The 15,126-nt window shown below is 36.5% G+C and carries 11 protein-coding genes; 10 read left to right on the forward strand and 1 reads right to left on the reverse strand.

Going from position 1 to position 15,126, the window contains the following annotated elements; all coding sequences use genetic code 11:
- Positions 1 to 152: 152 nt before the first annotated feature.
- The gene (locus LJD34_RS13815) at positions 153 to 290 is read right to left on the reverse strand and encodes a helix-turn-helix domain-containing protein (protein ID WP_199589604.1); all 138 of its coding nucleotides are present in this window, start codon (positions 288 to 290) and stop codon (positions 153 to 155) included.
- A gap of 152 nt (positions 291 to 442) precedes the next feature.
- Here LJD34_RS13815 and LJD34_RS13820 point away from each other — a divergent pair, with 152 nt between their 5' ends.
- From LJD34_RS13820 to mobT, 10 genes are all read left to right on the forward strand, one after another.
- On the forward strand, positions 443 to 1,921 hold the full coding sequence (locus tag LJD34_RS13820; protein WP_227360174.1) for a 6-phospho-beta-glucosidase: 1,479 nt from the start codon (positions 443 to 445) through the stop codon (positions 1,919 to 1,921).
- A 132-nt stretch (positions 1,922 to 2,053) separates the two neighbouring features.
- A complete protein-coding gene (locus LJD34_RS13825; protein WP_032091094.1) occupies positions 2,054 to 2,860 on the forward strand; it encodes a Cof-type HAD-IIB family hydrolase in 807 nt (268 codons plus the stop codon).
- A 9-nt stretch (positions 2,861 to 2,869) separates the two neighbouring features.
- Positions 2,870 to 5,077, forward strand: a complete 2,208-nt coding sequence (locus LJD34_RS13830) for an alpha-galactosidase (protein WP_227360175.1) — start codon at positions 2,870 to 2,872, stop codon at positions 5,075 to 5,077.
- Entirely contained in the window at positions 5,077 to 6,720 is a 1,644-nt protein-coding gene (locus LJD34_RS13835) for a glycoside hydrolase family 13 protein (RefSeq protein WP_227360176.1), read from the forward strand. The genes LJD34_RS13830 and LJD34_RS13835 overlap by 1 nt, the downstream gene beginning before the upstream one ends.
- A 151-nt stretch (positions 6,721 to 6,871) precedes the next feature.
- Positions 6,872 to 7,597, forward strand: coding sequence for a Fic family protein (locus LJD34_RS13840; RefSeq protein WP_227360177.1), 726 nt, complete (start codon positions 6,872 to 6,874; stop codon positions 7,595 to 7,597).
- 145 nt (positions 7,598 to 7,742) lie between these two features.
- The gene (locus LJD34_RS13845) at positions 7,743 to 11,177 is read left to right on the forward strand and encodes a VaFE repeat-containing surface-anchored protein (RefSeq protein ID WP_227360178.1); all 3,435 of its coding nucleotides are present in this window, start codon (positions 7,743 to 7,745) and stop codon (positions 11,175 to 11,177) included.
- Between the two features lie 249 nt (positions 11,178 to 11,426).
- Positions 11,427 to 11,741 carry a YdcP family protein gene (locus LJD34_RS13850; RefSeq protein WP_227360179.1) on the forward strand — a complete coding sequence of 105 codons (315 nt, stop codon included), beginning with the start codon at positions 11,427 to 11,429 and terminating at the stop codon, positions 11,739 to 11,741.
- 15 nt (positions 11,742 to 11,756) lie between these two features.
- Entirely contained in the window at positions 11,757 to 12,149 is a 393-nt protein-coding gene (locus tag LJD34_RS13855) for a YdcP family protein (protein ID WP_009203304.1), read from the forward strand.
- A gap of 16 nt (positions 12,150 to 12,165) precedes the next feature.
- Complete coding sequence (locus tag LJD34_RS13860) at positions 12,166 to 13,569, forward strand: FtsK/SpoIIIE domain-containing protein (RefSeq protein ID WP_009203305.1); 1,404 nt, start codon at positions 12,166 to 12,168, stop codon at positions 13,567 to 13,569.
- A gap of 173 nt (positions 13,570 to 13,742) precedes the next feature.
- Positions 13,743 to 14,957, forward strand: coding sequence for a MobT family relaxase (gene mobT, locus LJD34_RS13865; RefSeq protein WP_179988315.1), 1,215 nt, complete (start codon positions 13,743 to 13,745; stop codon positions 14,955 to 14,957).
- Positions 14,958 to 15,126: the final 169 nt, after the last annotated feature.

Raw genomic sequence — 15,126 nt, forward strand, 5'->3', positions numbered from 1 at the left:
ACTCCGCCTAATAATTTAGAGCGAACCTCTAAGCACCGGATAATTTAATATACCAATTAAGTCTGCTTCCAGCTTTTTTGTATTTGTTATTGTATGTGGTTGACTAAGGAATATTGTTTAAGCGTGAGTTTGTGATATTGGGTGTGGTATCTTTAACTATGGGAAACTCCTCTTTCCCATTTAGAGACTGATTTATCAGACATATTTAACTTTTCAGCAAGCTGTTTTTGTGTTAAGCCTTGTTCTTTTCTTTTAAAAGCTATATATTTACCTATTTTGATAAGATCCATATGACCACTTCCTTTAATCAAATCATATCATTTTAAATAGAAAACAACACCTCTTATAAGTAGAATTAGTTTTTATATTATGAAAAAACAAACAAATATTCAATAATATCGATATAATGAATTTGATAATAAAAAATAAGGAGAAATATAATATGAAACAATTTCCAGAAGGATTTTTATGGGGTGGAGCTACTGCCGCTAACCAATATGAAGGTGGTTGGAAAGAAGGCGGAAAAGGTGTAAGTTGTAGTGATGTACAATTATTCACTGATCCTAAATCTATGAAAGATTTATTAAATACACATGGTTTATGTGATATTTCTGATGAAATGATTGAAAAAGCTTTAAGTACAGATGATGAAGTTTATTATCCTAAACGCCATGGGATTGATTTTTATCATCATTATAAAGAAGATATTGCTTTACTTGCAGGTATGGGATTTAAAGTTTATAGAATGTCTATTGCTTGGTCTCGTATTTTCCCTAGAGGGGATGAATTAGAACCAAATGAAGAAGGTTTAAAATTCTATGATGATGTCTTTGATGAATGTTTAAAATATGGGATGCAACCATTAGTTACTATGTCCCATTATGAACCACCACTAGCATTCTGTATGGACTATAATGGTTGGTATGATCGTCGTTCCATTGAATTCTTTACACGTTATGTTGATGTTATTACTAAAAGATATAAAGATAAAGTAAAATTATGGTTAACATTCAATGAAATTGATTCAATCATTAGACATCCATTTATGACCGGTGGACTTATTGAATCAAGATTCAAACCAGAAGAATTTGAAGAAGTTGAATATCAAGCAATGCATCATCAATTTGTGGCAAGTGCTTTAGCGGTAAAAATTACACATGAAAATATTCCTGACGCTAAAGTAGGTTGTATGCTTACAAAATTAACTTACTATCCATATACTTGTAAACCAGAAGATGTATTAGAACAACAACAAAGAATGAGACAAATCTATTGTTATAGCGATACACAAGTTCATGGTGAATATCCTAAATATTTATTACAAATGTATAAAAATAAAGGATTCAATATTAAAATGACTGATGAAGATCTAGAAATCATGAAAAAATATCCTGTTGATTTCATTTCATTCTCTTACTATTCATCTAGTTGTGTTGCTGCGGATACAAAAGGCTTAGAAATGAGTGCAGGTAATACAGAAACAGCTATTAAAAATCCATATATCCCAAGTTCTGATTGGGGATGGCAAATTGATCCAATCGGCTTAAGAATTTCATGTGTTGATTTATATGATCGTTATAGAAAACCATTATTTATTGTAGAAAATGGTTTAGGAGCGAAAGATACAGTGGAAGAAGATGGGTCTATTAATGATGATTATCGTATTGATTATTTAAGAGAACATATTCGTCAAATGTATAAAGCTATTGAAGAAGATGGTGTTGAATTAATGGGTTATACAACTTGGGCACCAATTGATTTATTATCTAATTCAACTAATCAAATGTCTAAGAGATATGGATTTATTTATGTAGATGTTGATGATTATGGTAATGGAACTTATAAACGTTCTAAAAAGAAATCATACGATTGGTATAAAGAAGTGATTGCTACAAATGGATCTTCTATTTTAGATGATTAATTCAAAAGGAATCGCAAGATTCCTTTTTTAGTACATTTTATCTTGCGTACTTTCTTACGTATTTATCTATTTTCTTTTCTTGAAAACTATTGATTATTGCTTTGTGATATAATTAACGAAAGGAGAAATGTTATGAAACAAAAGGTATTATTTTTTGATATTGATGGAACATTAATATGGTCTTATGGTGGTATTCAAGAAATTCCTCAAGGTGTACAAAAAGAACTAAAAAGATTAAAGGAACAAGGACATAAACTCTTTATTTGTAGTGGACGTCCTAAAGCCATGTTAGATCAAAAGTGGTGGGATGGTACTTTTGATGGTTATGTTTTAAATAATGGGGGTTATGTAGAAATTGATGGAAAATCTATTTATGAAAATAGAATGGATTATGAGTTATGTTTAAAGACAGCAAATATGTTAGAAGAACTTCATTGTGATTATATGATTGCGACAGCGAATCATTTATACATTGATCCTTCTTATAAAGAACTTTATAACTTCTTTGTTCAAAATGGACATTTTAAAGATCTATTTACAACAAAGTTTGATCGTAATGAGGTATTAAAAAGAGCGATTAAAATAGAAGCAAATGTCACAAATAAAGATCGTGAAAAAATAGAAAATTATATCCAAAATGATTTTGGTTATGTTATTAATTTTGATGAACATGGCAGTGATAATGCTTTTGAATTTTATTCACCAACAATTTCAAAAGCAACAGGTATTCAAAAAGTTCTTGATTATTATCATTTAGATCAAGATGACACATACGCTTTTGGTGATGGAGAAAATGATTTAGAAATGATTGATTTTTGTCGTGTAGGGGTTGCCATGGGAAATGCCTGTGATGTTTTAAAAGAAAAAGCAAATATTGTTTGTAAATCTATTGTAGATGATGGATTAGAAGATGTTTTAAAAATTTTATTTAGTGAGTAGGAGAAATTTATGATTCAATTTCATGAAGAAAGTAAAACTTTTCATTTATATAATGATCAAATCAGTTATATCTTTAAAATCTTAAAAAACAATCAATTAGGTCAACTCTATTATGGAAAAAGAATTCATGATCGAGATAACTTTGATCATCTTTTTGAAACAAGTCCTCGACCAATGTCATCTTGTAGCTATGAAAGTGATCTCACTTTTTCATTAGAACATATTAAACAAGAATATCCTGTTTATGGTTCTGGTGATTTACGTCATCCAGCAATCGATATCACCCAAGAAAATGGCAGTCATATTTTAAACTTTGAATATGTAAATCATCAAATAATTCAAGGTAAACCTCAATTAGATCATTTACCTGCAACTTATGTAGAAAAAGAAGATGAAGCACAAACATTGATCATTACCCTATATGATGATGTTATTGATACAAAATTACAGTTAAGTTATACCATTTATCATGATTTACCTGTTATTACCAGAAATTCATTCATTATAAACTGTGGACAACAATCATTAAGATTAAATCAAATGATGTCTATGTCTTTAGATTTACCCGATCAAGATTATGAAATGATTGAACTTTGTGGTTCTTGGTCAAGAGAACGTTCTATTAAAACAAGAAAATTAGTTGAAGGTATTCAAAGTATTTATTCATTGAGAGGATGTTCCTCTCATCAATTTAATCCTTTTATTGCCTTGAAAAGAAAAAATTGTAATGAATGTGCAGGAGAAGTTTTAGGTTTTAGTTTTGTTTATAGTGGAAACTTTTTAGCACAGGTAGAAGTTGATAATTATCATATTTCACGTGTTTTGATGGGAATTCATCCTCATGGTTTTGAGTATGTTTTAAATCATTTAGATTCTTTTCAAACCCCAGAGGTTGTGATGGTCTATTGCAATCAAGGTTTAAATAAAATGTCACAAACCTATCATAAACTTTATCAAACAAGACTGGTAAGAGGAAAATATAGAGATCAAGTAAGACCTATTTTAGTAAATAACTGGGAAGGAACTTATTTTGATTTTAATGAAGATAAGATTGTTTCAATGGCTAATACAGCAAAAGAATTAGGAATTGAGTTATTTGTGTTAGATGATGGTTGGTTTGGTAATAGAAATAATGATCATCAAGGATTAGGAGATTGGTTCCCTAATTTAGATAAACTGCCTCATGGAATTCGTGGTCTATCAAAGAGAATTCATGATTTAGGTTTAAAATTTGGATTATGGTTTGAACCAGAGATGGTCAATGAAGATTCTAACTTATATAGAAATCATCCTGAATGGATATTAAAAACTCCTCATAGAAAGAGTTGTCATGGAAGAAATCAATATATTTTAGATTTTTCTAATCATGAAGTTGTTGAATACATTGCTCAGGCAATGATGAATGTGATTGATGATTCCTATATTTCATATATTAAATGGGACATGAATCGTTGTATGTCAGAAGTCTATTCAAGCACTCATGATGTTTCATCACAAGGAAGAGTCATGCATGAATATATCCTAGGTGTTTATCATTTATACGATGTTCTAACAACTAAATACCCTGATATACTCTTTGAATCCTGTGCAAGTGGAGGAGCACGCTTTGATCCAGGAATGCTTTATTATGCCCCTCAATGTTGGACAAGTGATGATACAGATGCTATTGAAAGATTAAAGATTCAATATGGAACTTCTCTTGTTTACCCACTTTCTTCAATGGGATCACATGTTTCAGCAATTCCTAATCATCAAACATTTAGAAATACACCACTTGAAACACGTGCTAATGTAGCTTATTTTGGTACTTTTGGTTATGAATTAGATGTTAATCAATTAACCTTTGAAGAAAAAGAAATTATTAAAAAACAAATTAGTTTTATGAAACAATATCGTTCTTTATTTCAATTTGGAATATTTTATCGTTTAAAAAGTCCATTTACATCAAACGAAACAGCTTGGATGGTTGTCTCTCATGATAAAACACAAGCTATTGTTGGTTACTATCGACCTTTACAAGAAGTTAATGTAGGTTATCGTCGTTTACCTTTATTAGGTTTAGATGAAGATAAGATGTATCATGTTAATGGTTTAGATTTATATGGAGATGAATTGATGAATGTGGGACTTATTATAAGTGATAGTTCTTGTGGTGAAAATAAGGATGGTTGTGGAGATTATTATTCAAAATTATATATTTTAAAGGAGGCAGAATAATGAATAAAGAATGGTGGAAAAAGGAGATTGCTTATCAAATTTATCCTAGAAGTTTTAAGGATTCTAATAATGATGGAATTGGAGATATTCGTGGGATTATTGAAAAGCTTGATTATTTTGAAGATTTAGGAGTGACTTTATTATGGTTATGTCCTATTTATAAATCACCTATGGATGATAATGGATATGATATTTCTGATTATTATGATATTAATCCTGAATTTGGAACAATGGCTGATTTAGAAGAATTGATTGAAAAGGCTAAAGTTAAAGGAATTAAGATTATTATGGATCTTGTTATCAATCATAGTTCAGATGAACATGCTTGGTTTCAAGAAGCTTTAAAAGATCCTCATAGTCCTTATCGTGATTATTATATCTTTAAATCCTCTAAAGATGGTAAAGAACCAACTAACTGGAGATCAGTTTTTGGTGGTTCTGTATGGCAAAAGGTTGAAGGAAGAGATGAATATTATTTCCATGCTTTTTCTAAAAAACAACCTGATCTAAACTGGGAAAATCCTCAGTTAAGACAAGAACTTTATAAAATGATTAATTGGTGGTTAGATAAAGGAATTGCGGGATTTAGAGTAGACGCTATTAACTTTATTAAAAAAGATCAAAGATATTTAGATGGTCCAGTAGATGGACAAGATGGTTTAAGTTCTTGTTTTGCTTATTCTAGAAATCAACCAGGTATTGAAGTATTCTTTGATGAATTAAAGAAAGAAACATTTGAAAAACATAATTGTATGACTGTTGCAGAAGCAGTAGGGGTTCAATATAAGGATTTAGGTATTTTTATTGGTGAACAAGGATGTTTTTCAATGATGTTTGATTTTAATTATTGTAATTTTGATATTAGTGAAGATGAAGAATGGTTTAAAAGAAATGATTGGACTGTTAAACAATTTAAAGAATTATTGTTTACAAGCCAAAGAGAAGTACAAAAACTTGGATGGATTGCTAGTTTCTTAGAAAATCATGATCAACCTAGAGCAATCGATAAATTTGTGTTAGATAAGAAAAATCATAATTATTATTCTCAAACAATGCTTGCTGGTATGTTCTTTAATTTAAGAGGAACACCATTTATCTATCAAGGTGAAGAAATTGGTATGGAAAACTTTGAAAGAGAAAGCATTGATGAATTTGATGATATTGGAAGTCATGGACAATATCAAAGAGCCTTAGAAGAAGGCTTTACTAAAGAAGAAGCCATGCATTTCCTTAACCTTAGAAGTAGAGATAATACCAGAACACCAATGCAATGGGATAGTAGTGAATATGCTGGATTCAGTAATCATGAACCTTGGTTAAAAATGACAGGTAGCCAAGATAAAATCAATGTTGAAAGTCAATTCAATGATCCAAATTCAATCTATAGCTTCTATAAAAAAATGATTTCTATTAGAAAACAAGAAGATACTCTTGTTTATGGAGATTTTGAAGAAGTAAATACCGTAGATGATGTTATTGGTTATAAACGTACTTATCAAGGACAAGAAATTATTTGTTTATGTAACTTTACAAACACTGAACAACCAATTCCTGATATTCAAGGAAACATCTTGTTAGATAACTACAACAATTACAACCCAACAACTTTAAAACCTTATCAATTCGTAATGATTAAAAAATAATAGAAGCCCTTTAGTGATAAACTAAAGGGCTTTTTATTGCCGTTATCGGCAAAAACTATATATTTTAACAACGTATAAATTTATGTTTTTTGCCGATAATATGATATACTATATAAAAATACACATATTTGATATAGAAGGAGATATAAAAATGAATTATCTTTCAGTTGCAGATGTCGCAAAAAAATGGAATATATCAGAACGCAGTGTAAGAAATTATTGTTCTAAGGGTCGTATAGAAGGTGCTTTTCTTACCGGTAAAACTTGGAATATCCCGGAAAATGCAAAAAAACCGGAACGTATGAATAAAAGAAAAGAAAAGCCTAAAACATTACTTGCTATTTTACAAGAAGAAAAAGCAAGTAAATACTCTGGTGGTATTTATCATAAAACACAAATTGATTTAACTTATAACTCAAATCATATGGAAGGTAGTCGTTTAACTCATGATCAAACTCGCTTTATTTTTGAAACAAATACAATAGGTATAGAAAATGAAGTTCTTAATGTTGATGACATTATTGAAACAACAAATCATTTCCGTTGTATTGATATGATTATTGAGCATGTAAAAATGGAACTAAATGAAAAGTTTATTAAAGAATTACATTTTATATTAAAAAGTGGAACAAGTGATTCTAAGAAAGATTGGTTTGCCGTGGGAGATTACAAAAAATTTCCAAATGAAGTTGGAAATATGAAAACACCTCTTCCTGAAGAAGTTGATAATTTAATGAAAGATTTATTAAAAGAATATAATTCAAAAAAAGAAAAGACATTCGAAGATATTTTAGATTTCCATGTACAATTTGAAAGAATACATCCTTTTCAAGATGGTAATGTACCATTGAGATACCAACAACAAATAGCGGCATAACAGCAGCAAACAACTTCATATCACATAAATACAGTTAAATAACATATAGAATTAGGAATACTTGAAAAACGGTATTCCTTTTTTATTTCCAGACGTTCAGAAATGAGCGTCTATTTTTTTACCCAAATGAAAGGAGAATCAAAAAATGAATAAGATATTGAAACGATTGCTTACAGGTGTTCTTACTCTCGCAACCGTCTTTACTGCTCTACCCACAACTGCTGTCCATGCTGCGGAAACACAATACTGGACAGAATCGGAGGAACGTGTCGGCATTGTTGAGAAAGTAATGAATGATGGTTCTATCGGCTCTACATTTAATGAGGGGCATATGACCGTTGAGGGCGAGGACGCTTATTGTATCGACATCAACACAGGCTTTAAGAATGGATATAAGACCAGAAGTGACGCAAGTACACGCATGACTGCTGACCAGATAGAGGACGTTGCTTTATCTCTTGAATACGTCAAACAGTACACGAAAAGCCATACAGGATTGAGCAGCCAGCACGCCTACCTTTTAAGACAGCTTGTAGTCTGGCAGAGATTGAGCGTCCATCTTGGGTGGAGCTGTGACAATGTACGAGCTTCCTATGATGAAATCTCAAAATCCGTGCAAGATGAAGTATTCGCCGGAGCGAAAGCCTTTGTAAGAGAAAATAAAGGACGCTATGACTGTTACGGTTATATCTACACTGGTGAGGGGCAGGATTTAGGACAGTTCTTCGCAGAGCTGGCTGTCGGCAATGGCAAGATTCAGAAATCTTCCAGTAATACCACAGTCACAAACGGGAATGACTGCTATTCTCTCTCTGGTGCGACTTATGGTGTCTATTCTGATAAAGGCTGCACGAAATCTGTTGCCATACTTACGACAAATGCCAATGGTAATACGGACACTGTGGAATTAAGAGCTGCGACATACTATGTGAAAGAAACGAAAGCTCCAAAGGGATTCCAGTTAGATAAGAACGTCTATACTATGACGGTCAAGGTTAATGAAACTACGACTTTAAAAGTCAGCGACAAACCAAAAGTCACTGACACTTTGGTTGAGCTTTTCAAGATTGATATGGAAATTTCCAAAGCTACGCCACAGGGTAACGCTTCTTTAGAGGGTGCGGAGTTCGTCTGGAAGTATTATGACGGTTACTATACAAAAGACAATCTTCCATCAGAACCAACACGCACATGGACGACAAAGACAATCGCTGAAAAAGACAGCAACAATGAAGTCCATTACATCACAAGATTAGCCGATTCCTACAAGGTATTGGGTGACAGCTTCTATACACAGAATGGTACTATCTGCTTGCCGCTTGGTACTATCACTGTAGAAGAAAAGACAGCTCCAAACGGTTACTTATTGGAGGGTGCTTATATGCAGGCTGCCGGAAGTTCTGAACAGATAAAAGGTGTCTATGTGGCACAGATTACAGAAGATGGTGAGCTTGCAGCGTTAAGCGGCAGCAACCAGTATTCCGTATTAGACAAGGTTATCCGTGGCGGTGTCAAAATCCAGAAACGTGACCTTGAAACCAAAGATACAAAAGCACAAGGCGGTGCGACTTTGAAAGATACTGCCTTTGAAATCATTTCCTTAAATGATAACGCTGTCTTGGTAAATGGCAAGTTATACAACAAGAATGAAGTCGTCAAAACAATCCATACTGGCGTTGACGGTATCGCTACAACTGCCGCCGATACATTACCATACGGAAAATACCATATTGAGGAAAGCAACGCCCCAGAGGGATATTTGACGGACGGTGCAAAACCGATTGAATTTGAAATCACAGAAGATGGAAAAATCGTGGATTTAACAGATGAAGCACATTCCATCTACAACCAGATTAAGCGTGGAGATATTGAGGGTGTAAAAATCGGTGCTGGCACTCACAAGCGACTTGCGAATGTTCCCTTTAGGATCACAGGCAAGACGACTGGTGAGAGCCATATCATTGTGACAGACGCAAATGGTCAGCTTTCCACTTCCTCTGATTGGGTATCTCATAAGCAGAATACCAACGCCGGAAAGACCAGTGAGGACGGTATCTGGTTCGGTACTTCCACACCAGACGACAGCAAAGGTGCATTGCTCTATGATACTTACACAATCGAAGAATTACGCTGCGATTCCAACAAGGGAATGACGCTAATTCCGGCATTTGATGTAGTGGTGTCAAGAAATAAAGTAGTCGTGGATTTAGGTACGCTTACAGATGAATACGAGCCAGAAATCACTATCCATACGACTGCCACAGATAAGGTGACAGGTGAAAAATCAATCGTTGCTGGAAAGAACGTGACTATCGTTGATACTGTGACTTTAGATGGTTTGACAAAAGGCACAAAATATCAGTTGAAAGGCTGGCAAATGGTGAAGTCTGAAAACGCACAGCTTTTGATTGACGGTCAACCTGTGGAAAGTAATTACACATTCACTGCGAAAAAATCCGAAATGGAAGTTGAGGTTTCCTATACGTTCAATGCTTCTGCTCTTGGCGGAAAAGACCTTGTGACATTCGAGGAATTGTACGACTTATCCAATCCAGACGAGCCTATCAAAGTGGCAGAACACAAGGACATTGAGGATGAGGGGCAGACCGTGACTATCGAAGAACGAGTGATTGAAATTCATACCAACGCTGTCGACAAAGCCACAGGTGAAAAGATGATTGTTGCTGGTAAAGAGGTAACTGTCATTGATACGGTCACTTTAGATGGCTTGGAAAAAGGTACAACCTATCAGCTCAAAGGCTGGCAGATGGTGAAGTCTGAAAACGCACAGCTTTTGATTGGCGGTGAACCTGTAGAAAGTGACTATACCTTTACTGCAAAAGATTCTAGCATTGAAGTCCAGATTGCCTTTACATTCAATGCCAGTGAGCTTGCAGGAAAAGACCTAGTAACATTCGAGGAATTATACGATTTATCCAATCCAGACGAGCCTACAAAGGTGGCAGAACACAAGGACATTGAGGACGAAGGGCAAACAGTGACGATTACGGAACGTATCATCACTATGCACACAATCGCTACCGATAAGGCAACAGGTGAAAAGACGATTGAAGTAGACGACAAAGTAACTATCGTTGATACGGTCACTTTAGACGGTTTGGAAAAAGGCGTGAAATACACTCTTAAAGGTTGGGAAATGGTGAAGTCTGAAAATGCTGAACTTCTGGCGAATGGTAAACGTGTGGAAAATGACCTTACTTTTACCGCTACTGACACGAAGATGGAAGTTCAGATTGAATTTACATTCAATGCCAGTGAGCTTGCAGGTAAGGAGCTTGTTACTTTTGAAGAATTATATGACGTAACCAATCCAGACGAGCCTATCAAAGTGGCTGAACATAAGGACATCAAAGATGAGGGGCAGACTGTAACAATCAAAGAGAAACCAGAATCCCCTACCACACCAGATGAACCTAGCACACCAACTAAGGCAAGCACATCACCAAAGACAGGTGACAATACGCCATTTGCCGCATTATTCGCCATGATGGGGATTTCCGCTGCTGGTCTTATCTTTGCATGTTATAAGAGATTCCGCAGAGTAAAAAAGTCTAAATAATACGGGAGGTATCAGCTTATGAAAGCAACGCCCCGTTCACCGCCCATCATAAAAAAGTCAGTCTGTGGCTGACACTATATCTAACTTCTGCTTGATTACGATTTATCTTTCTGAATGGGGATTGTCAAGGGTGCTTTTAGCACAACGCTTGCCCTTGATAATTCACAGGCAGACAGATATTATCTCGACAGCAGAATGACACTAAATAACAAATCAATCAAAATCAGAAAGAAAAGAGGTAAACAATTTATGGAATTAAAACACGTTATCCCAAACATGGAAAAGACATTCGGGAATTTGGAGTTTGCAGGTGAGAATAAGGTGGAACAGCGTAGGATCAACGGACGTATGACGGTCGTTTCCCGTAGCTTCAACCTTTATTCGGATGTACAGAGGGCAGATGATATTATCGTGGTGCTGCCCGCTTCTGCTGGTGAGAAGAACTTTGAATCAGAGAAAAAAGTGAAACTTATCAATCCTAAAATCACCGCAGAGGGTTATAAAATCGGCACAAGAGGATTCACGAACTATATCCTGTCAGCAGACGATATGGTGAAAGCATAAGGAGGTACAGAGATTATGAGATTAGCAAACGGAATCATTATAGACAAGGAAAAGACTTTCGGAGTATTGAAATTCTCTGCATTAAGACGAGAGGTACATATTCAAAATGAGGACGGTACGGTTTCTGAAGAAATTAAAGAACGTACCTACGATTTGAAGTGTAAGGAGCAAGGACGCATGATTCAGGTGAGTATTCCGGCTTCTGTTCCGTTAAAGGAATTTGACTACAACACAGAGGTGGAAATCATCAATCCTGTAGCTGATACGGTGGCAACCGCTACATTTCAAGGTGCAGACGTTGACTGGTATATCAAAGCAGATGATATTGTCTTGAAGAATAAGAACGGTCAGCCAGCCGGAAATAACCACGCTCCCAACAATCCGCAGCAGCCACAGCATAAAAAATAAGGAAAGGATTTAGCCTATGCCACAATTCAATAAACGTGGGAATCGTATCAGAGCCAGTGACAAATCGCTGGTTTTTCGTTTCTCGTCTGGTTCGTTGCTCCTGCTGTTCCTTGCGGTGGTTATGCTGCTGAACCTAAAAACAATCATCACTACGGACTGGAAAGTAATCTCGCTTTTTCAAGATGGCAGTGTCCATCTGACGGTCACACCATATAGGATAATGACTATCGTTTTGGCAGCTTTGGTCTGTGTACTGGCTACCCTTTTCTATCGCAGATTCCAGTATGACAGAGTGAAACAGCTCTTTCACCGTCAAAAGCTGGCTCGTATGCTGTTGGAAAATGGCTGGTATGAATCGGAATCCACACAGGATAGCGGATTCTTCAAGGACTTGCCAGCTACTACTAAAAAAGAGAAAATCACCTATTTTCCAAAACTGTATTACCATATGGAGCATGGACTTTTATATATCCGTACGGAAATTACATTAGGGAAATATCAAGACCAGCTTTTACACTTGGAAAAGAAGCTGGAAACAGGCTTATACTGTGAGCTGGTTTCCAAAGAATTGAAAGACAGCTATGTGGAATATGTGCTGCTCTATGATACGATTGCGAACAGAATCACTATCAATGAGGTACAGGCTGAACATGGCAGCTTGCGTCTGATGAAAAATGTCTGGTGGGAGTATGACAAGCTCCCACATATGCTAATTGCTGGCGGCACTGGTGGTGGTAAAACCTACTTTATCCTTACTATCATTGAAGCTCTGCTCCGCAGCAATGCGGTCATGTATATTTTAGACCCAAAGAACGCCGACCTTGCGGATTTGTCCGTTGTCATGCCGGAAGTCTGGTACAAGAAAGACGATATAACCGCCTGTATTGACAGGTTCTATGACGGTATGATGGCAAGAAGTGAAGCAATGAAGCTCATGGAGAATTACAGGACAGGTGAAAACTATGCCTATTTAGGACTATCGCCCCACTTCCTTATTTTTGATGAATATGTGGCGTTCATGGAAATGCTCACCACAAAGGAAAATGCTGCTGTCCTTAACAAGCTGAAACAGATAGTCATGCTCGGACGACAGGCAGGATATTTTCTCATTCTCGCCTGTCAGCGTCCAGACGCAAAGTATCTCGGTGATGGAATCCGTGACCAGTTCAATTTCCGTGTGGCTCTTGGGCGTATGTCGGAGCTTGGGTACAGTATGATGTTCGGTGAAGTAGACAAGGACTTTTTCTTGAAGCAGATTAAAGGGCGTGGCTATGTTGATACGGGAAACAGTGTCATATCCGAGTTTTACACTCCCCTTGTACCCAAAGGACATGACTTTTTAAAAGAGATAGGAAGATTGTCACAAAACAGGCAGGACGGACAGGCGGCGTGCGAAGCGAAAGACGCAGGTACGGACTAGCCTGTGTTGGGGTGGCGTAAGCCGCCCCAACCATCTGCCCCCATTATCTAACAGGGGGGCACAAATTATCTGGAAACAGTCAATTACATATCAAAAAGTCCTTGAAAACAGAGGACTTTTCAAACATTCAAAGAAGTGTGACAAAATCGGTAACTGTCACATTTCTTTTTCGATTGGAGGGATTGAAACTGAATGATACCGATTGGATAAACGATTTTAAGGAAAAACGGACGCAGTACGGCGTTTCCCAGAATCGTCTTGCGGTCATGGCTGGTATCAGTCGTGAGTATGTCAGCAGGATTGAATCTGGAAAAGTAGCCTTGACAGAAGAAATCAAGGGGAAATTCACGGACGCTCTGGAAAAGCTGAATCCAGAGAATCCGTTGGAAATGGTCTTGGATTACGTCAGAATCCGATTCCCCACACAGGACGTTCGGCACGTTGTTGAAGATATTCTGCAATTAAAGCTGGATGTAATGATACATGAGGACTACGGATTCTACTCCTATGCGGAACATTATGTGCTTGGTGATGTGTTCGTGCTGACATCACCCGATAAAGAGAAAGGCACACTGCTGGAGCTGAAAGGCAAAGGCTGTCGACAGATGGAAAGTTATCTGCTGGCACAGCATAGGAGCTGGTATGACTTTCTCATGGACGCTCTGGTGGAAGGAGGTGTGATGAAACGTCTTGACCTTGCCATCAACGATATGGCAGGAATCTTGGATATTCCAGAGCTGACAGAGAAATGCAACCGTGAAGAATGTATTTCCGTATTCCGCAGCTTCAAGAGCTACCGCAGCGGTGAGCTGGTGAGAAGCAATGAACAGGACAGATACGGAATGGGAAATACGCTTTATATCGGTTCGCTCAAATCAGAGGTTTATTTCTGTATCTATGAAAAGGACTATGAGCAGTATGTGAAATACGATATACCCATTGAAGATACGAAAATCAAGAACCGTTTTGAAATTCGGCTGAAAAATGAGCGAGCCTATTATGCGGTGCGTGACCTGCTGACCTATCATGACGCAGAGCGTACCGCTTTTGACATTATCAACCGTTATATGCGGTTCGCTGACAAGGAGGTGGAGAAAAGACGCAGCGAATGGCAGACCAATGAGAAATGGGCGTACTTTATCGGCTCTGATCGTGGGCGTTTGAAACTGACGACCAAACCAGAGCCTTATACGCTCACTCGGACGCTCAACTGGATAAGCAGACAGGTAGCTCCCACTTGGAAAGTCTTACAGAAGATTGACAGTACCAACGGTACGACTTATCTCAAAGACATTTTAGACCATGCGAAGCTCACGGAGCGTCACAAAAAGCTGATTGAACAGCAGACAACTTCCACAGAGGAAATGATTACAGAAACGGAGGAATGACAACATGAAGCATATCTTATTTGATTTATTCCTGTTCTCACTTGGAGCAGCCGCAGAAAGAGAAATTGAAATGATGGAAAGGAGCAGAAAATAATGAATTTCGGACAGAACTTATGTGCGACTCGTTCCTTAGTGAAAAGCTAAGGCACTAATAAAAGAACGAAAAAGT

It is taken from the genome of Faecalibacillus sp. MSK20_93 (assembly GCF_020589945.1).
Taxonomy (GTDB): Bacteria; Bacillota_I; Bacilli_A; order Erysipelotrichales; family Coprobacillaceae; genus Faecalibacillus; species Faecalibacillus intestinalis.

Coding starts and splice junctions, on each gene's coding strand:
- LJD34_RS13815 (WP_199589604.1), bottom strand. CDS start 290: ATGGATCTTATCAAAATAGGTAAATATATAGCTTTTAAAAGAAAAGAA.
- LJD34_RS13820 (WP_227360174.1), top strand. CDS start 443: ATGAAACAATTTCCAGAAGGATTTTTATGGGGTGGAGCTACTGCCGCT.
- LJD34_RS13825 (WP_032091094.1), top strand. CDS start 2,054: ATGAAACAAAAGGTATTATTTTTTGATATTGATGGAACATTAATATGG.
- LJD34_RS13830 (WP_227360175.1), top strand. CDS start 2,870: ATGATTCAATTTCATGAAGAAAGTAAAACTTTTCATTTATATAATGAT.
- LJD34_RS13835 (WP_227360176.1), top strand. CDS start 5,077: ATGAATAAAGAATGGTGGAAAAAGGAGATTGCTTATCAAATTTATCCT.
- LJD34_RS13840 (WP_227360177.1), top strand. CDS start 6,872: ATGAATTATCTTTCAGTTGCAGATGTCGCAAAAAAATGGAATATATCA.
- LJD34_RS13845 (WP_227360178.1), top strand. CDS start 7,743: ATGAATAAGATATTGAAACGATTGCTTACAGGTGTTCTTACTCTCGCA.
- LJD34_RS13850 (WP_227360179.1), top strand. CDS start 11,427: ATGGAATTAAAACACGTTATCCCAAACATGGAAAAGACATTCGGGAAT.
- LJD34_RS13855 (WP_009203304.1), top strand. CDS start 11,757: ATGAGATTAGCAAACGGAATCATTATAGACAAGGAAAAGACTTTCGGA.
- LJD34_RS13860 (WP_009203305.1), top strand. CDS start 12,166: ATGCCACAATTCAATAAACGTGGGAATCGTATCAGAGCCAGTGACAAA.